Annotated in this window: 19 protein-coding genes and 1 pseudogene; 17 read left to right on the top strand and 3 right to left on the bottom strand. The window is 37.1% G+C overall.

Annotation, left to right across the window (positions count from 1 at the left end; translation table 11 throughout):
• The first annotated feature begins 128 nt into the window (after positions 1–128).
• The 15 genes and pseudogenes from AB8M93_RS00100 to AB8M93_RS00030 all read left to right on the top strand — a co-directional run bounded on the left by AB8M93_RS00100 (position 129) and on the right by AB8M93_RS00030 (position 15,221).
• The gene (locus AB8M93_RS00100; RefSeq protein WP_373055469.1) at positions 129–293 is read left to right on the top strand and encodes a hypothetical protein; all 165 of its coding nucleotides are present in this window, start codon (positions 129–131) and stop codon (positions 291–293) included.
• A 330-nt stretch (positions 294–623) separates the two neighbouring features.
• Complete coding sequence (locus tag AB8M93_RS00095; protein ID WP_373055467.1) at positions 624–2,810, top strand: peptidase domain-containing ABC transporter; 2,187 nt, start codon at positions 624–626, stop codon at positions 2,808–2,810.
• Between the two features lie 4 nt (positions 2,811–2,814).
• Positions 2,815–4,101, top strand: coding sequence for an HlyD family secretion protein (locus tag AB8M93_RS00090; protein ID WP_373055466.1), 1,287 nt, complete (start codon positions 2,815–2,817; stop codon positions 4,099–4,101).
• A 43-nt stretch (positions 4,102–4,144) separates the two neighbouring features.
• On the top strand, positions 4,145–5,803 hold the full coding sequence (locus tag AB8M93_RS00085) for a helix-turn-helix domain-containing protein (protein WP_373055465.1): 1,659 nt from the start codon (positions 4,145–4,147) through the stop codon (positions 5,801–5,803).
• Positions 5,804–5,886: 83 nt separating this feature from the next.
• Complete coding sequence (locus AB8M93_RS00080) at positions 5,887–6,012, top strand: hypothetical protein (RefSeq protein WP_373055463.1); 126 nt, start codon at positions 5,887–5,889, stop codon at positions 6,010–6,012.
• 53 nt (positions 6,013–6,065) lie between these two features.
• A complete protein-coding gene (locus tag AB8M93_RS00075) occupies positions 6,066–8,240 on the top strand; it encodes a prolyl oligopeptidase family serine peptidase (protein WP_373055462.1) in 2,175 nt (724 codons plus the stop codon).
• A 312-nt stretch (positions 8,241–8,552) separates the two neighbouring features.
• Positions 8,553–9,371, top strand: a complete 819-nt coding sequence (locus tag AB8M93_RS00070; protein ID WP_373055461.1) for an RteC domain-containing protein — start codon at positions 8,553–8,555, stop codon at positions 9,369–9,371.
• 259 nt (positions 9,372–9,630) lie between these two features.
• A complete protein-coding gene (locus AB8M93_RS00065) occupies positions 9,631–9,909 on the top strand; it encodes a helix-turn-helix domain-containing protein (RefSeq protein WP_373055459.1) in 279 nt (92 codons plus the stop codon).
• Positions 9,910–9,911: 2 nt separating this feature from the next.
• Complete coding sequence (locus AB8M93_RS00060; RefSeq protein WP_373055458.1) at positions 9,912–10,619, top strand: hypothetical protein; 708 nt, start codon at positions 9,912–9,914, stop codon at positions 10,617–10,619.
• Positions 10,603–11,259, top strand: a complete 657-nt coding sequence (locus AB8M93_RS00055; RefSeq protein ID WP_373055457.1) for a P-loop NTPase family protein — start codon at positions 10,603–10,605, stop codon at positions 11,257–11,259. Before AB8M93_RS00060 ends, AB8M93_RS00055 begins: the two co-directional genes overlap by 17 nt.
• Positions 11,260–11,633: 374 nt before the next feature.
• Positions 11,634–12,962, top strand: coding sequence for a sodium:solute symporter family protein (locus AB8M93_RS00050; protein ID WP_373055456.1), 1,329 nt, complete (start codon positions 11,634–11,636; stop codon positions 12,960–12,962).
• Positions 12,963–12,971: 9 nt separating this feature from the next.
• A complete protein-coding gene (locus AB8M93_RS00045; protein WP_373055455.1) occupies positions 12,972–13,706 on the top strand; it encodes a hypothetical protein in 735 nt (244 codons plus the stop codon).
• Positions 13,707–13,798: 92 nt separating this feature from the next.
• Positions 13,799–13,951: pseudogene (locus tag AB8M93_RS00040) on the top strand (IS3 family transposase); the annotation flags it as partial.
• Positions 13,952–13,996: 45 nt separating this feature from the next.
• Positions 13,997–14,266 carry a hypothetical protein gene (locus AB8M93_RS00035; protein ID WP_373055453.1) on the top strand — a complete coding sequence of 90 codons (270 nt, stop codon included), beginning with the start codon at positions 13,997–13,999 and terminating at the stop codon, positions 14,264–14,266.
• Between the two features lie 61 nt (positions 14,267–14,327).
• Positions 14,328–15,221 carry a DDE-type integrase/transposase/recombinase gene (locus AB8M93_RS00030; protein WP_373055451.1) on the top strand — a complete coding sequence of 298 codons (894 nt, stop codon included), beginning with the start codon at positions 14,328–14,330 and terminating at the stop codon, positions 15,219–15,221.
• A 34-nt stretch (positions 15,222–15,255) separates the two neighbouring features.
• On the opposite strand, the gene istB is transcribed toward AB8M93_RS00030, so the two are convergent.
• Both istB and istA read right to left on the bottom strand, forming a co-directional pair.
• Entirely contained in the window at positions 15,256–15,984 is a 729-nt protein-coding gene (gene istB, locus AB8M93_RS00025; RefSeq protein WP_373055450.1) for an IS21-like element helper ATPase IstB, read from the bottom strand.
• Between the two features lie 11 nt (positions 15,985–15,995).
• Positions 15,996–17,522, bottom strand: a complete 1,527-nt coding sequence (gene istA / locus AB8M93_RS00020; protein WP_373055448.1) for an IS21 family transposase — start codon at positions 17,520–17,522, stop codon at positions 15,996–15,998.
• A gap of 246 nt (positions 17,523–17,768) precedes the next feature.
• On the opposite strand from istA, the gene AB8M93_RS00015 reads away from it, so the two are divergent.
• On the top strand, positions 17,769–17,909 hold the full coding sequence (locus AB8M93_RS00015) for a hypothetical protein (RefSeq protein ID WP_373055446.1): 141 nt from the start codon (positions 17,769–17,771) through the stop codon (positions 17,907–17,909).
• Positions 17,910–17,911: 2 nt separating this feature from the next.
• Positions 17,912–18,286, top strand: a complete 375-nt coding sequence (locus AB8M93_RS00010; protein ID WP_373055445.1) for an integrase core domain-containing protein — start codon at positions 17,912–17,914, stop codon at positions 18,284–18,286.
• Positions 18,287–18,413: 127 nt separating this feature from the next.
• On the opposite strand, the gene AB8M93_RS00005 is transcribed toward AB8M93_RS00010, so the two are convergent.
• Positions 18,414–19,385, bottom strand: a complete 972-nt coding sequence (locus AB8M93_RS00005; RefSeq protein WP_373055443.1) for a hypothetical protein — start codon at positions 19,383–19,385, stop codon at positions 18,414–18,416.
• Positions 19,386–19,525 lie beyond the last annotated feature (140 nt).

The raw sequence follows: 19,525 nt of genomic DNA, 5'->3' as shown, positions 1-19,525 counted from the left end.
ACAAATTAGCCAGTTTTAAGATGGAATTCAGTGTTATGTTATTTTTGAGTAAATTACCATTGTGTATAAGAGCTTAGAAATCTTATTATACTGAAGATTTCTCATTCCAAATAAACAGCCATAACAAAATGAGCAGAATACAAGTTTTAGGATTATTACTTCTAGTAGTAGGGGTTACTTTATATTTCATTGTTAAAGTAGAACCTTACACTACAGTTGCAGGTTTTATTGCAGGAATAGGATTCGCGGTGTTGCTATTTGGGCATCAAATAACAGCAAGATACAAAAAGTAAATATCCATAGCTATTAGTCCATTCTTTCTTTAAAGCTCTTGCTTACTATACTTTTTATTTACAAAAATAATTAACAATGGCGTATTTCTTTTTTTCATAAATTACTTATGGACATTGATTGAAGTTTGATATAGATGAAAAGCTTGTGGTAGTTTGCTGTTGTAAATGTCGTGCCGTAAGAATGGAAAATTTCCCCCCGAAATCAAAAGCAGCCCATAACTCTGTATTTAAAAGCTTTACTCGTAGAGCGTGATTTATAAATCAGCTGCGGTTAGATCTCAATCCTATTCAAATCCAAGTTAAATTTAGGTTCAAATAGTTTCATTTGCTATGTTTAGGACTGTAGATTTTCCTGTTTATCGTCAGCTGGATCAAATGGATTGCGGGCCCTCCTGCCTTAAAATGCTCACTGAATTTTTTGGTAAGAAGTATGATCTGGAATATCTGCGGCAAATCTCCTTTCTACAGAGGGATGGAGCATCATTGGGATCGTTATCACATGCTTTACAATTGTTAGGTATAGAATCTGTTGGCATTAAGGCAGCTTTTCAGGAACTGGTTTCCGAAATACCTCTTCCAGCTATAGCACACTGGGAAGGGAATCATTTTGTGATCATCTATAGAACTAACCGAAAGTTCATCTTCGTGTCAGATCCCGCCTATGGCAAGCTGAAATACAGGCATAAGGAATTTATCGAGAAATGGGCAGGGGCAGAGAAGAATGAGGGCATTCTGCTTTTAATAGAACCTACCCAACAATTCTTCAATAATGAGCCTCCTGAAGTTGAAAATAAAGAAGGCTTGGGGTTTCTGCTGGAGTATCTTAAACCTTATAAGCGTTATATCAACCAGGTTCTCCTCGGTTTATTGCTTGTTGCTACTATCCAGGTCATGCTTCCTTTTCTGACGCAAAGCCTCGTTGACTATGGGATTAACTATGAAGATTTTGGATTCATTAACCTGATATTGATTGCACAGCTTTTCCTTTTTCTTACCCGCCTGGCATCAGAAGTTATCAGGGATTGGATTCTGCTGTATATAAGTACAAGAATAAATATTCAAATGCTATCAGATTTCCTGGAAAAATTGATAGGGCTTCCTATAGCATATTTTGAGTCTAAAACTACGGGAGATTTTATGCAAAGGATCTATGACCATCAAAGAATTGATGAATTTCTTACCGGCCGGGGACTGGGCATGCCGTTCGATGTTTTAAGTATTCTGGTATTCGGAATGGTTCTTTTTTACTTCAGTCCAACAATTGCTTTAATATTTCTTACTGGGACAGCTTTATTTTTTTCCTGGTCCCTGATATTTATAAAAAAGAGGGAGATTATGGATAACCAGCTTTTTGATCTTAACAGGAAAGATCAATCGCTGTTTTTGCAATTCATTCTTGCTGTTTCAGAAATTAAACTAAACAATTCGGAGAACAGAAGAAAGGGAGAGTGGGAGAATAACCAGGAACATCTTTTCAGGTTAAAATCAAAAATTCTAAAGTTAGGGCAGTCGCAAATTAAAGGCGGAAGATTTTTAAACGAACTTACTAACATATTAATCATTTTCTGGTCAGCAAAAGCTGTCATTACAGGAGAAATTTCTTTGGGAGCAATGTTGGCCATACAGTTTATATTAGGTAGCCTTTCCTTACCTGTTTCCAATATGATTGATTTTCTTACCGATTATCAGGGGGCGATACTTTCCTTTAACAGGCTGTCAGAAGTACATAATCAAACTCCCGAAGAAAATCTTGGAAAGTATAACGCTTCGTTAATAGCCGGTGATATTCAGCTAAAAGATATTATGTTTAGATATGGAGAACCTTCAGCAGCTCCCGTATTAAATAATATAAATATTACCATTCCTCAGGGAAAGGTGACTGCAATAGTGGGTGCAAGCGGCTCTGGCAAAACAACCTTACTGAAACTTCTTCTAAAATTCTATAAGCCAAATAAAGGTTTTATAAAGGTTGGAGAAGAACATCTTGAAGATATAAGCACCGCTTTGTGGAGAAGTAGATGCGGAACGGTGATGCAGGACGGTTGCCTTTTTAATGATACGATTGAGCGGAATATCACGGAATCACAATCGAATATTCCAATAGACCGGAAACTACTGCGAAAAGCGATTGAAATAGTGAACCTATCCGATTTTGTAGAAAATTTACCTCTTGGTTTTAAGACCAGGATTGGGGAAAATGGGCAACTATTAAGTGGCGGCGAAAAACAAAGGGTTTTACTGGCGAGGGCGATTTATAAAAATCCGGATTATCTGTTCCTTGATGAAGCCACCAGTTCTTTGGATTCTGAAAATGAAAGAATAATCACAGAGAATCTGACTTCCTTTTGTAAAGACAGAACGGTGGTAGTTATTGCTCACCGGCTATCGACTGTTATTAATGCTGATCAAATCCTGGTGATGGAGAGAGGGGAAATCGTGGAAATTGGCAGCCATCAGGAATTATCAAATAATCAGGGAATTTACCATAACCTGGTCAAAAACCAATTAATGATTTGATACGGTGGAAAGTTGGAATACATATAAGACCAGGAGAAACCCGTTGAATAACGAGCCCGGAGGTTTACTTCGATGGGGCACTACCTTTTTAGGTTTATTCTTTTTATTGATAATCATATTTGCCGCCTTAGTTCCATTCAACCAGGTGGTGAAAGGAACAGTAACAATTACTTCAAAAAATCCCCCTGCAGAAATTAAAGTTAAACGTGCCGGTAAGCTTGCTGCTATAAATTTCCAATCGGGAGATTCCATAGCTGTAGGAGATGTCATTGCGGTTCTTGAAAATACAGGCACTTTCAGCGATATAGTATACTTGAAACAGGAATTAATGAAGGATGTATCTGAAATAAGTTCTTTTGAATCATTAGTAACCGAATTCCCTGCCTACCTAAAACTAGGACCTTCTGTTCAGCCAGCTTACAATAAATTTTTAGAGGAATACCAGGAAAAGATTCTGCAGAATTCATTTAATGAGGATAAAGCTATGGAGGTCCAGGTACAGGACAACATCAGGAACCAGGCTTCAATTCTTAAATACAAAGAAGAAGAGCTGCTCTTGATAAAGAATGCGTTAGCAGTTTCACTAAGGAATATGGAGCGCCATAGAAATTTATATTCCAAAGGGGTGATTTCCCAGGCAGAGCTTGAAAAAGTGGAGTTGGAACATGCTGAAAAGAACCGTCAATACGTGCTGCTTAAACAACAAATATTACAACTCAATGCAGACAAAGGTAGAGCTACGAGTAATCTTGAAATTTTACAGCATTCAGGATCCAGAAAAATAAATAAGAATAAAACCAATTTCGTTTTTGCCAAACAGAATCTTCAGAATTCTATAGAGGAATGGGAAGATGAATATGCCATCAAAAGTCCTATTGATGGAAAATTGACTTACAATGAGGTCTGGAACGAAAATCAAAATGTTGAGGAAGGAGAGGTTGTTTTTACCGTTGTTCCCTACAGCAAGAATAAATTTTTAGGCAAATGTATTGTTCCTGTTAAAAATGCAGGGCAGATCCGCAATGGACAACAGGTTTATTTAAAATTGGATAATTATCCTTCCACCGAGTGGGGAATAGTTAAAGCCAAGGTAAACTCTGTTTCACAGGTGCCAAGCAGGGGGTTAGCACCTTCCTACGTAATATATCTGGATGTAGAAAACCTTTCTACATCTTATGGAAAGGAATTAGTGCTTTCTCAGGAACTTATAGGAACTGCAGAAATATTGCTAGAAAGAGTGACGCTGCTGGAAAGGATCTTTTACCAGTTCCGCCATATCTGGGCTACATAATTGAATTTCAATCATGCACCTGATCAGATCAACATACAGATTTGTGTTAATTGCTTTAATTGGTGCACTTTCCTTTTACGGATATGCCCAGGATGAAACGGTGACAACTTCAATTCCTTATGAAGAAATCCAAAGTCTGGAATCCGAAGCCCTGGAAGAGGAAGATATTGAAGAACTTGAACGGTTGGTTCAGGTACATTTAAAAAAAGCGGCTGCTGAAAATAATGATATTGAAAAAGCCAGGGCATTTTACTATAAAACGATTTTAGAGGAACCTGTGCCTGCCCTGGCGTATGCTGATTCTATTATTATAATTACTGGAACAAGTTCTCACCCCAATTATCCCGCCCTCGGATATGCATTAAAAGGGCATCTTCTCTATCAATCTGGAGATTTCCAGTTAGCCCTTGAAAATTATCTCGAAGCCTATAATCTCTCTTTGAAAAAGGATAATATAGAGCAGCAAAGGGAATTTGCCCTAGCAATTGCCGCCATCCGGAATATTTATGGGCAACATTACGCGGCTGCCGAACTCTATAACAGGTCATTGAACATCCTGAAAACAAAAAAAGATTTTGAAAATTCTTACTATGAGGATTATATACTATTGCTCTATAACCTATCTCTAACACATCTACGCTTACATGCTTTGGATTCAGCCAGGTACTATGCCAATCAGGGTATAGATAAGACTATGCAACTGAATGATAAAGCAAACCTGCAAGATTTTATCCTTTTAGATGCACAGATTAATTATTATGCCGGTAAATATCGTAAGGCTAAGGATACTCTGCTTAGATATGTAGGTTCTCTTGATGGCACGAGTAAAGCGATTAAACTTTACTATCTCGGTAAGATCGAAGATAAATCGAATAACAGAAAACTTGCTCTTCAATATTACAGAGATATCGATTCGATAGTCACCGCAAATGGTGATCCCTTTTCAGAAATCAAAGACGTATATCATCAGCTGATGCTCAATGCCCTGGCTGAAAATGATAAGAAGAAGCAGATCGAGTATATGGGGAAATTAATAGCTTATGACAGTATACATTCAGCTAAACAGGAAAATGTAATAAATGAGGCTATGGTTTCTTATGATATTCCGTATTTAAAGCATCAGAAGAAGGAAGCTGAAGCACAACTGCAAACCAAGCAAAGAATAATTGCAAGTGTTGGGTTGCTTGCTCTTACTGGCATCGTTACCGGGATTTATTTCTACCTAAGATCTGTTAGGATGAAGAAAAAATTAAAGCTATTGCTGGAAGGAAATACGGCCAAAAATAGAGTAAGTACAGGCCCGGTAAATGTTCATCCCAACTCTGTGCCTGAAGATATCAGGATTGATATTCTGGCAAAACTGGAAAAGTTTGAGAAGTCAGAAAGGTTTTTAGATAAAGATCTGGATATGGCCACCCTGGCACAGGAACTGGAGACCAACACTTCATACCTTTCCGTAATTATCAATAATTATAAAAATAAGTCGTTCCCAAATTATCTTAAAGACCTGCGTATTGCAAAAGCTATAGTCATGTTAGATAATGATCCCATACTATTGAAATTTAATTATCAGGGACTGGCGGAAACCTTCGGGTTTAAAACAGGGGAATCTTTTTCTAAAGCTTTTTATAAGAATACAGGAATTTATCCATCGCGATATATAAAAGAATTGAGATCAAGAAAAGCAGACGATCATTTATAAATGGGCTGTATGGCCTGTTTAAATTTATCTCCATTTGTAGTTATTTAGTATTAAGGGAATTATAAACATTAAAGTAAGTAATTATGAAAAAGTCATTGAAAGATTACAGAAACAGGGCACTGAAGAACCTTGACCAAATTAAAGGCGGAGGGGGTGGCTCTGTAATTGACCGGGACAAAGTAAGACGTCCTAAACCTGGAAATAGTTAATGCTTTAAATCGAAAAATGCCCGGAATTTTCCGGGCTTTTCAAATTCCTCAAAATGAAAAAAAGAAGTTACCTTATGTTCCTTTTGTGGTGTGTGCTTTCTGTTACCATCAATTACAGCCAGGTAGAGCATTTGTCATTTAAATATCCACAGCTTACAAAACAGGTAAAGACACAAACAAAATTTGGCGTAACAATACAGGATGAGTATGCCAATTTGGAAAACCTAGAGGATCCTGAAATTGCCAATTGGTTGGAAGAACAGGATTCTATAGCAGAAGCATATTTTGCTGACAATAATCTTATGCAGTATTACCTGGGAAAGTTTTCCGAGTATCAGAACCTTCAAAACGGCACCATCCATATTATTGAAGTCAATGAAGCAGGTAATTACTTTTACCTGAAATATGACGATTCTAGTGGTATTGATAAATTGTTTTTCAGGGAAAATCTTTCAGCAGAAGAAGTAGAACTTTTTGATCCTTTAATTTACAAAGATGAAATTTCAGATATCACCTATTTAGAGCCATCTTTTAATGGGGAAAAAGTTGCCATTGGCTACAAGAATGATGAAAATTTCGGCTCTACAGTTATTTTTTTAGATGTAAAAAAGAGGAAATTACTGGATGATGTAATTACAAATATAAATCCTGCATTTGGTGGGGTAGAATGGCTACCGGATAGTTCTGGTTTTATTTATCTCTACTTCCCTGTAGTGGATAAGGCTGAACCAGGTTTTAAACAGAACTCGTATTCTGTTCTTCATAATTTCGGAGAAAGCACAGGGATGAAGAAAATGATTTTTGGGAATAATAAAACGGTAAATATTCCTGCAGATTTTTATCCGAAAGTAAAGATTGGTTCCAGTCAGGATAAATATGTTGTTGGCTATTCCGCAAGCTCTAGTGATTATTATGACGCTTATATAGCGAAAATGTCTGACTTGATATCAGGAAAACCAAAATGGGTACCTTTCTTCACTCAGGAACAGAAAGTTTTCTATAATCAGGGAGAAGTAAGGGGAGAGGAATTTATTTTCAGGCAGGGGAATTACGAAGGAAATCAAATAGCCAGCGTTAAAATTAAAAATCCTGATTTTAATAATCCTGAGATACTGGCTAAAGGAACTAAGGAAAATCCTATCACCCAGTTTAAAGTTACAAAAGATAACATATACTTCGCACGCTCTAAATATGGGGTGGAAGTAAGCCTCTGGAAAATTGATCATGAAAAGAGAACAAAGCAGTTACAAACTCCTTTCTCACCTGGGTATGTGACATTCTTCGGCGGAACAGTAAACAACAATCTGATTGGTGCAGAATTAGACGGTTGGACTTCAGATTATACCCGGTTTATCATTACTGAAGAAGCCGACTTGCGGAAGGAAGATTTACAGGAAGAAACGCTTTACCCGGAATTTCAGGATCTTGTTTCTGAACAAATTATGGTGGTTAGCCATGATGGGGTAGAAGTACCTTTGTCATTGATTTACAAAAAAGGTATTGAGCTCAATTCAGAAAATGAAGTCTTTATATATGTTTACGGGGCTTATGGGGAAAGTATGAGCCCTTTTTTTTATCCTGTTTTTCTCGATTGGGCAGCACAGGGCGGAATTTTGGCTTTTCCGCACGTAAGAGGAGGCGGAGAAAAAGGGAAAGACTGGCATACACAGGGAATGAAAACTCTTAAATATAATTCCTGGAAAGATCTTATTGCCTGTACGGAAGCTTTGATTGAAAAAGGGTACACCCAAAAAGATTTGATCTCCTTATACACGGCTAGTGCAGGAGGCATTACGGCCGGAATGGCAGTAAATGAACGTCCTGATCTTTTTTCTTCATTTATTGCTGAAGTGCCCAGATTAAATCCGCTTGGACTGGAATCCTCTGCGACCGCCAGTAGTACCAGCTATCTGGAGTATGGAACGGTAAAAGATAGTGCAGAGTTTATGGGTTTGCTCAAAATGGATCCTTATTACAATCTAAAAGCAGGTTCTGAATATCCTGCCACCTTAATTATGCCAGCCTATCAGGATGATCGCATTCCGTTATGGGATAGCGGAAAGTATATAGCCAAATTACAGAGCATAGCACTCCAAAATAAGCCATTTCTGATGGATATTGATTACGAATCTGATCATGAAGGATCAGGAGATTATGATGAGACGGTAAGGTTGTACAGCAAAATTTTCAGTTTCGCCAGGAGCAATATGAGGGGTGAGTCCGAATAAATATTATTTCCTTCTTCAACAATCTTAATATTACAATTTTTTCAAAGCAGGTTTTAAGATATCCCTTACATCCATTTATATTTTAGAAATACTAATTCTACTCTTCTTTTATAAATACGCCGCAAATTCCTGAAAATGCTGGTTTCATCATTCAGCTGTTAATTTAACTAATTTAAAGCAACAGCGGCAGCAAAATTCCGATGGGAATTTTGTTTATAAATGTTGTTGTTTAGTTTATAAACCGAAATTTTTCCGATTTTAAAATTCATCTCTTTTACCTGACATTTACCAGTAGTGATAAATGATGTAGAGATGGATTTTTTTCTTTCCAAAGAACAATTTGAGCAGGAGATTCAAAAAATTGAGGAAACTTCTCAAACGCAATTGCTTGCCTGTAGCCGGATTATCAAATACTGCCGGGAGGTCCTGGAAACATACAAATTAGAAATAAGGAGAAGAAATTTTAGTTCGGTTTCCGAAGAAATCACTTTCTTCAAGAAACACAAGCAGATACCTCTTGTCAATCTTATTCTGAATCTCGAGATGCGTTCCCTGGAACTGGAACCCTCCACTTCAGAAAAGTACAGGCGCAAGCTTCTGAATAAAAAGATAAAGAAAATTAGTAAGTTTTTCCTGAGAAACAGGGAGTTTCATCAATATGTTGAGCTGGAACAGACTTTTATGGATGAAATTTACTACACCAGGGGATTTCTCACTAAGGTAGAAGCCCAAGATGCTCCATTATATTGGGACGCTGAATTCAGTACTTCGCATGATCTGCTATTAGCCCGGTTTAGAGCATACCAAAAATTACTGCCTTACCTACAGAGGCAGCTTCTAAAACTCGAGGTTTCTTCACAAGAACCAGCAGAAACTAATTTAAATTGGACGGCGCCAACAGTCGCTCTAATTGAACTTATCTATGCGCTGCATTTTTCCGGAGCGATAAATAATGGCTCTGCTGATATTATAGCTATTGCAAAGGTATTTGAAAAGGTGTTTAACATCAGGCTGGATAATATTTACAAGAAGTTTTCTGAAATAAAAGGGCGCAAAGGCCGAAGAACAAAATTTATAGATGAATTAATCCGGCTGTTTGAACAGAGATTAAGTTGGGATGAAGAGCTGTAAATTTCGGTATATGATCGTAACTACGAAAAACAATCTTCTCTTTTTTTGTTCTCACCTTTTTATAGCTAAACCCAAAATTTCCTTCAGTTTAGGCCAGTTTAGTTCCAATTAACAGGCATGTTAAATTTTCTCGTAGTTACGTCTGACTGGTGAAATAATTCTTTCCAAAGCTGTCAACTTTGAACCAGAAGTCAAATCAACAAAATCCCACCGTCTCTTTGGGAAGCCAGCGGTGGGATTTAACCTAAATATTTTCTTTATGCCAAGAAAAAATATCACCACGGATGATTTGTGGGAATTTAAAATGGAACTATTAGAGGAGATTAAAAAACTCCTATCCCAGCAATCCTCCGGGAATCTCAGGCGATATATGAGGTCTTCAGAAGTAAAGGAACATCTGCATATAAGCACGGGAACTTTACAGACGCTTCGGATCAATGGAACGCTACCGTATGTGAAAATAGGAGGTATTATTTACTATGATGTAGAAGAAATCCACCGGATCATGACAGAGCACAGGATCGATAATAAATATTAGGGATGAATTACATAAAGCACCTAACCGGAGTTTTTGAACGCTTTAATGAAGATCAGCGACTGAATCCCTCGCATGTCAGCATTTACTATGCCCTGTTTCAATATTGGAATGTGTTCAGGTTCAGAAAACAATTTTTTGTCCAAAGGGAGGAGATCATGCAGGCCTCCAAGGTAGGATCACTTTCAACTTATCATAAGTGCATTCGGGAGCTAAGCGAGTGGAATTACATTCTCTACATGCCATCAAAAAACCCATTAAAAGGAAGCCAGGTGAAGATGTCCATTTTTTGGACATGTGACGAACAAGTAGAGGATGAGCACGCAATTTCAGATGGACAGGAACCGGATAAGTTTGAAACTTTTTTAGAACAGGTAGCAGAAGAGTACGGGAAGAGTGGTGAAAGAGCTCGGGTATATGAAACAAACAATATTAAATATAATAAACCTATTAAACCTTTATGGCCAAAAAGTGAATTTGAAGTTATAGAATTTTTCAAAATCAAAACCTGGCCGGAGACAGAAGCTTCCAACTTTTATCTCCATTACGAAGCCCTTGGCTGGAAAATTGGCGGGAACCAGGATGTAGTAAACTGGAAAGCGCTCGCGCAGCGATGGATGAAAAAAGCTGAAGAGATCCAGAAGCAACAAAAACTAAAAAATCCGGATCATTTAAAAATTCAAAATTTTAAGAATTATGGAGAACCCTTGTGAAATAACGGAAGGTGGCGTCACCTACAGGATCGGGAAGATGAGAGGGAAAGAAATTTTATATGATTTTCCATCCATGCTGGAGTACCTGGAGGCAAAGGGAAAGATCCTGTTCGGCAATAGGTTTCACCTGTACAAGGAAGATGAGCCCCTGCTTTACAAGCTTTGCAATTACATTATCGCAGAAAAAGAAAAATGTGAAAAATTCAAGCTGGATCCCGCGAAGGGCATTTTACTTTCGGGACCAGTGGGCTGCGGAAAAACCAGCTTTTTAAAGCTGCTGCGTTACCTGGTGCCACACCAGAAGCAGTATCAGGTAATTCCCTGTAGAAATATTGTTTTTGCCTTTAATCACCTGGGCTATAAAACCATTGAGGACTATGGCAACAGCAGCTATTTGTGCTTTGATGACCTTGGGGTGGAGCCTACGGGTAGGTTCTTCGGAAAAGATTGCAACGTGCTTGGTGAAATCCTGCTCTCCCGTTATGAGCTTTTTCTAAACCACAAAGTTAGAACCCATATGTCCACAAATTTAAACGCGGGGGAACTGGAAGATAGATATGGCAAAAGGGTAAGAAGCAGAATGCGCCAGCTTTTTAACCTGGTGTCGTTTGATGATAAATCGGTTGATAAGAGGAGGTAGCTAATTTAATCGAAGCAGGTAAAGTGTTTCAGCTAAAATCTTAAATAGAAGTAAGTGAAGCTTTAAGCCATTCTAATCTTTTTATTAAATTCTATTTGATGTGAAGTAGCATGTTATTTCCCAGATATGATTGATTTCAATCTTCTGTAGTGTGATCAATTTTACTATTTATAAATAGTTAGAAATCATTAATATTTTGATTATACATCTAAGGTAGTAATAATCATGCAAATTTTTTATTAGTAATTGTGGAAGTTGATTATTCTTAATAAATTAGTTTTCAGTAAGTTCTAAATTGGGAGTTATTTTAACCTGATTGAGGAAAGGGATAAGAACTTAAATTTTATTTCAGGAAAATAAAAAATCTGTTTCAAATGATGAACCTTTCTTTAGCATTTATTATAGGATATATTATATTTTTAATTTTAGTGTCTTATTGGGTATGGATAAGAGAAAAAAAAGATCCACTTATGTTTGCATTGGCTGGCAGAAAAATAGGTTGGTTCGGTGTTTTTGCATCCACTTTTACATTAATTGGAGCAGGAGAATTAATGAGCGTTGCAACATTGGCATTTGTTAATGACGGAGCTGCAATAACCTTGTTAGGAGGTTATGGAATAGGGATGATGGTACTTGGTATGTTTGCCAAGAAGTTTAACTCTAAATCAGGTAATCACTTTTACTTTTCATTACCTGACTTAATCTACGAGAAATATGGTCACCTAGCTGGTTTATTGAGTAACGGTCTCACAATTTTCGCGTTCTTCGCTCTGCTAGTCTTACAACTATTTGCCGGTTCTGTATTACTAAATGAACTCACATCTATTCCCATATGGATCAATGCTTTTTTATTTGCCTTTGTTATTGCTGGATACTTAATGATTGCGGGCTTTGGTGGAGTCATTATAACTGATAAAATTCAGTTATTGTTGATGTTAACTGGCTTACCTTTACTCATCTTTCATTTTTTTCCATCTACCGATGGTTTAGAGTTATTATTTGAGTTAGATTATTCTCCATTAGGAACTATATCTATTTTACTGACAGGTATTTTTGTTGTTATTGGAAGTGGCGATATTTGGCAAAGAATTTATGCAGCTAGATCAGATGGGGCAGTTCGTACAGGTATGTTTGCAGCGGGATTTGGATTTATAGGTTATACTATAATGATTGCATTAATTGGTATTGAAGCTCGAGAATACGGATATACAGAAATTGCTGACAATGCTTTTCTCTCAACTATTCTAGCTCAAGAACCTGGGATTTTAATTTCTATTGTCGTTTTAGCTGTTTTTTCTGCTATTTTATCAACTGCAGATACGGAAGTTTATCTTATTAGTACCCTTTTAGCCAATGAAAAACGGAGATGGAAAAAGAATAATGTAAACTTATCAAGTGAATTGACTCCTAAAGAAGTCAGATATTTCATTCCTACTATTGCAATAACAGGAGCATTAATTAGCATCTATTCTAAATCTTTAGTTTCAATTTACGAATTCCTTTTACTTCTTTTACTCGCCTTATCACCTATAATAGTATTAGCAAAGTTTAAAATATTAAATCCCCTCCATTCCTCTATGATCCTATTTTTAGGAATAGCTTCTTTAATTTTTATATGGCTAGCACCTTTTATGTCATTGGATTTTGCTTTTTTAGTAGTAATTCCAGGTGGAGTATATGGTCTTTTTCTTAAGAATAAGTAATCTGCTAATATGGAACAAGATGATAATAAATATAAAGATTTACTTCAAGCCATTTCATTTGTAGCTTTGGTTATTCCAATTTTAATTCTTATTGCTAAAATTGTTTACACTGCTACGGACGAGGATGGCATAGAATCTATCAAATTTGTGGAGCCATTAAGTAAATCGGCTATTAATGACATTCGTGCTAACTGGATTGTGTTAATTGGAATTTTACTCCACGTTATAAGAATTAAACTAGGCATTTTTTTTCTACAATATGATCAAACCTATTTAGCGGCTGGAAAAAAAGTTTCAAGTAAAATTAAAAAAGATATTATCAGAAATCGGTTCATTATAGCGAATGTAATTATAACTTTTTTTTTAGCTTCTTCAATTGGAGCCAATTTTTCCGAATGGCTTATCGTTATATTGCTCCTTTTACAAGCAATAATAATCTTATGGTATGATTGGTATAATAAGGATCAGCTTTTTCACCGGGATTCTGATAAAAAATCTAATTTTTTAATTTTGATTGGAGATATTGCGTTCTTTGGCCTAGTTATTTTGACATTTATATATTATTTAGTATTTGATATGGATGCTTTAACGGAAGATAACCTTCTTATTTCCTATTACTGTTTAGCTGCTTTTTCAGTTTTGGAATTAATCACAATTATCTTCTTTGTTGAAATATTTTTTACATATAAAGAGGGAGTTGAGACTGCCTACAAAAATTTTATAAAAATCTTAGTAGAGGGTTAAATTACGGTTGAAAATAATTGATATCTTATTTCCAGAATCCTTAAATGATGAAACTCATGGACAAACATATTCTGGAATAGCCTACTGCGGGTGTTTTGACTATGCAATCCATGCTAAAGGACAAAGGATATAAAGCCGGCTATGAACGGGTAAGACGATTAATGCGCAAAGCTAACATACACCACATCTATCCTCGCCGTCACCTCACCTGCCTTGGAGAAAAGAAATATATCCATCTATATTGACCCTAATTATAACCGAGTAGTAAAATTGTAACTTTACTATCGGATATGAAGAAAAAGAATTACTTAACAGTTAATGCCAAAACCTCCATTGTATTAGAACTTTTACGTGGAGAAGACATTGAAACTCTCAGCAGGAAACATCAGGTACCTGTAGCCAAGATAAGCAAGTGGCGGGATGAGTTCATTAATGGAGGTAAACAGGGTTTTAAAAAGGATCCTGGAGCCGCTAAACTTAAACAGGCAGAACGGCTTATTGGGAAACTCCAAATGGAACTAGAACTTCGAAAAAAAAGAGCGAAGCGATCAAACGTCTAAAAGGAAAATAGTGGAATACCTTCAAAAAGAAACATTTAGCAAAACAGGAAATCCTTTTCCGATGCAACTCATTTTAAATGTTTCCAACTACAGCTCTTCCACCTGGTATGAAAAACCCAGGGACAATAAAGGGGGCAAACCCGGACCTAAACCTGCTATTGATGATGCCCAGGCGTTGCAACTAATAAAAGATGATCTGGAGAATTCCAAATTCAACGGGGGTTATTTAAAGGTCAAGAAAAGATTGGCCAGGACAAATAAACATATCGCCAAACATCGGGTTAATGCACTAATGCGGGAGCATGATCTTTTAAGTCCAAACAGACCCGTAAAAAATGGCCGTAAAAGAACTCATAATGGAAAGATCATTACTGATAAGCCCGATATAATGTGGGGTACAGATGGAAAGAAATTTTGGGCCGGTAAAGACGGATGGTGTTGGCTATTCTCTGTTATAGATCATTTTAACGATGAAATTATCTCTTGGCATCCTGCCAGGACAGGCAATAGGTTTGAAGCCCTGGCACCTGTTCAAAGAGCCGTGAAACTTCGATTTGGATCATTAAATAAAGCTATTTGTGCAGGTACATCTCTACAACTACGATCAGATCATGGAACTCAATACGAAAGCAGGGACTTTCTAAATGAGATGAATTTTCTAGGGTTGGAGCTGTCCAAATCCTTTGTGAGAAGCCCGGAATGTAACGGAGTAATTGAACGTTTTCATCGAACACTAAATGAACAAGTATTTGATATTAATTGCTTTGAATCTTTTGAAGAAGAAAAAAAAGCCATTGATATTTTTATGACAGACTATACCAGCAATGGATGTTATACAGGTTTAACTGTGCTTCTCCTGTGGAGACCAGGGAATACTATTATAAATCAATTCAGAATGCATAATCCGCTGAAAGCGGACAGGCGTTCCGTTTCAAAACGGACACTTTTCTTCTAAAATTTTGGTTAAGTTAATTAAAATTTTTTTGCTCTTATTTTCTAAATTTTCTCATCGATTCCCCTTGCAATTCTATGCGGTAAGAACCATTGGTTAATCTATCTAGGACTGCGTCGGCAACTGTGGGCTCCTTAAAGCAGTCGAACCAGGATTTTACAGGCAATTGTGAGGTGATAATTGTGGAAGAACTTCCATGTCTCTCGTCCACAAGATCCAATAGCATATTACACTGTTTATGATCGATTTGTTTAAGACCAAAGTCGTCGATGATAAGCAGTTTTGTTTTAGCTATTTTATCCATAAGCTTAAAATAACTGCCATCTGCCTTGGCCAGGTTCATTCGGTCTAGGAGTTTATTGGCCGTAAAATACATGGTTTTAAGTTCCTGGGCACATGCCTGGAATCCTAAAGCACAAGCGATAAATGATTTGCCTACCCCGGTTGGTCCTGTAATAATTAGGTCTCTTGACTTTTTAATCCAGTCTCCCTGTTGTAAGCGAAGCAGCATATTTTTATCCATACCTCTGGGCTGAATAAAATTGATTTGTTCAAAGGAAGCTTGCTGTTTAAACCGGGGCTGGCGGATCAACCGCTTTAATTTCTTATTGTAGCGGTCTTCGTATTCGGCTTCAATAAGATGGGCGATACATTCATCCAGGGAGAAGTTCTTCTCCTGGGTGCTTTCGGTAATTTCCCGATAGGCCTGTGCAAAGCCGTGTAAACGCATCGTGTGTAACTTTTCAAAGGTGGCATTTGTGTTCATATGTATTAATTTTAATTAAAGTTTTCTTTTCCTCGTATATTATTATGGGTGGGTAATTTGAACAGTTCAAGAGGTTCCTCTTTTACATCAAAAGTTTTATTATGGAGTATATTCTTGATGAACTTATATTGCAGACAGTTCATTTCAAGGGCTTTTTTACAGGCTTTTCGATAAGCAGGCTTAGGATGTTTCTTAGCCAGGTTTAGGAGTCCCATACAACTTCTGTAAGCCTGTTCCGGGTGGGGACGACTATCCAGTATCTTGGCAATGAATTGTTCTACTTCTGGTCCTATGGAGCGGCCCCAGTTGATGAACCGCTCCGAGGTCCATTCAGCCTGGAACTGGTGATGGGCAGGACGGTGTTCATTCTTAGTAGTATAGCCATAAGGCTTACGGTTTCGCTGATGCAAAGCAATTCTTTCATTATTATAATAGGCCTCCACATTGGAGAGGGTATAAATAACTTTTACCTTTTTGCCGGTATATTTAAAGGGAATGCTGTAGTAGTGTTTATCGGCTTTTAAATAAATATGATGATTGTATTGGACCTTGAGTTGAGAGAAGTGTTTTAACTCATAGCAGGTAGTTGGCAAGGCTTTTAATTCCTGCTTTTCTACCTGATCAAAAAGGCTTTGCCGGCTGTAGGATTTATGTTGAAAGTTCTTGTTGTTGTGCAGCTCAAGCTTCTCCCAAAGGGCCTGATTGAGTTCTTCGATGGAGTAGAAAACCTCATTGCGTAAAGGAGCATAAATACGTTGGTAGGCTAATCGCACAAAGTTCTCCGCCAGACTTTTATCTTTCGGATGTAAAGCTCTGGCCGGTAATATTACCGTCCCGTAATGCTCCCCAAAATCCTGATAGGTTTGATTTACTTTAGGCTCGTAATGATTGGATTTACTTACCGCAGAGCGCAGGCAATCCGGTACAATGGCAGCAGGGGCACCTCCGTAAAATTGAAGTGCATTTTGATTGACTGCGATCCAATCCTCTTTCTTTTGTGATGGGACTGCTTCAATATAACAGAGTTGGCTACAACCCAGAACACTGATAAATACCTCGCAGGCTTCCCGCTTGCCGGTGTGGGGGTCGGTGATGTAAAGCTTTTTGCCATTGTAATCCACAAAGAGTTTATCTCCAGCCTTATGCTCCATATGCATGCTGACCTTACTCTCCTTGCGCCAATGGTAATAATGGTGGCAGAATTGGCTGTATTCATAGCCATCCTTGTGCGTTTGCCTATATTCCTCCCACAGCAGATGCAGGGTGACACCTACTTTTTTAAGCTCTTTTTCAAAATAAGGAAATAGCTTCTCTAAGGTCGTGTAGCGGGAATTCTCTGTTTGTTTTCGAATATTTATCAGGTTGATGAGTTCACTGTCATTCATCCCTGAAATTGCTGAAATGGAGAGACCACTGCTTTTAAAACCAGCAATATACTGGCTTGCTGCAGTTTTCCCAATACCGGCTACTTTAGCCGCTTTACGGCCACTGAGTCCTTGTTTAAAATATAATCGTAATAGTTCGCGTACTTCTCTCATACCTATCGGATTGTTGGCCATTATCCTTTCTTTTAAAAGTTAATGGCACTAAGATGAGAAAAGTGTCCGTTTTGCTCCGGAATAGCTGTCCGCTTTGAAACGGATTCACTGTCCGTTTTGCCCCGGAATGGGTGTCCGCTTTATTCCGGAATCACTGTCCGCTTTCCAGCGGAATGGATGTCCGTTTTCACCGGATTGTGCACAGAAAAAAGCAGCTTAAAATTTAATCAAAAATTACTCGGTTATTTGAGGCTAATACACCATCCTTACCTTTTGAGGAATTTAGAGATCGTGCGCGCCAATCAGGTTTGGGAAATTGATATTACTTATATCCCCATGGAACAGGGGTTCATGTACCTCACGGCTGTGATGTTTTTAGCCGGGTAATTGTGGGCTGGGGACTCTCCAACACCCTGGATAGTAATAGTAGTTTGGAAGTAGTCAAACAAGCAATAGCCAAACACGGAAAACCTGACATACTTAATTCGGATCAGGGCAGTCAGTTTACCTGTCTGCAGTACGTATCCTATTTAAAAAAGAATAGGATCCAGATAGGTATGGATGGAAAAGGAAGAGCTCTGGATAATATTTATATTGAGCGATTTTGGAGAACCATTAAATATCAGCATATTTACCTTAATCCAGCAAAAGATGGCATAACACTCTACAAAGGAATAAAGTCTTGGATAGACAAATATCACCATAGGGATCACCAGGGAATTGGCAGAATAAAACCTATAGAAAAATACCAAAATGCAGCGTAAAAAATCAATTAAGAATACTAAAAATGGTCTAAAGAAATCGAGGTATTATATAGGTAGCTGAGGACTTCAGGGAAGACTATAATAATTTATTGCTGATTTTATTTTTTCGTACAGTGCTTGCTTTTGGCTATTCAATTTTTACTAATAATATTTTTTTCCATTCTTTGTCCTGCTGAATTGGTGAGATTTTTATTTTGTCAAACTGTTTAACTACTTCTTTTCTTAAAACAAATGTTTTACCACTTGAATCTATAGCAACTACCGAAACTTCTACTCTATAATTCAAGATTATTTCCGATTGAATATCTTCTCTTTCGAGATTACTGTCAATAATGCAATATGGAATATCTTGGGATGGTTTAGTAGGTATTCGAAGCATTTCCCCTACTTCAATATATGAAGTTCTATTAGGTTTGTCTATCAAAGTTGATATTGAATTCCTGATTTCACGTTTAATAATTATTTGATAAAACAAATTTTTGGGGACAACTTTTTTAGATTTAAACAATGAAACTTCATTAAGAATAAAATTGAATTCAACTTGGGGGGTTAATAAATCATTTGGAACTTCACTTTGTTGCAATATTTTAGTTATTTTTATCTCTGGATATGTTGGCCTTACCCAGCCAGACCATTCAGTAGGTTTTGAGTATAAATATTTTTGTTTTTTGTCAATAATTCCAAATACTCCATCTGGATCAATATCAATATAGGTTGAGAGTCTATAATTGTAAGACCTGAAAGTATCCATCACATATTGTAGCTCTTCATTGTCATAGAAATAATCAATAAACATAACCTTGTTGGTTGTTAAATTATCAGATATTAAGCCAGATGATAATTGCAATTGAACTTCGGGGTCTAAGTCAAACAATTTACTTTCAGGTCCGATAAGAAATTTATACTCCCTTGTTCGAATTGCCATTGAACCAGGAACATTTATCGCAGATGATTCAAATAACCAGTTATATAACGTTTTGTTTCCTGTTTGTGAGAGCCATTCTAATAAAAGTAAGCCAGTAGTATTTTCATCGTCAATAAGATCTAGTTTTTCAATTTTTAATGCTAATTCCCACTCATTTTTATAATCTGATAGCATTTTTAATCTAAGGTTTTCTTCTTCTCGAAACTCTCTTTCGATAGATAAAAATACATCACTAGCGTATGCGGCCCATCAACCACATCTTTTAACTTAGCATAATTCCATTTGCGATTGCCTTCTGGTAAACTTAATTTAGG

It is taken from the genome of Autumnicola aciditolerans, from assembly GCF_041679265.1.
GTDB lineage: Bacteria > Bacteroidota > Bacteroidia > Flavobacteriales > Flavobacteriaceae > Autumnicola.
Note: the sequence above shows the minus strand (reverse complement) of the source record. Positions and strands in the feature narration are given on the sequence as shown.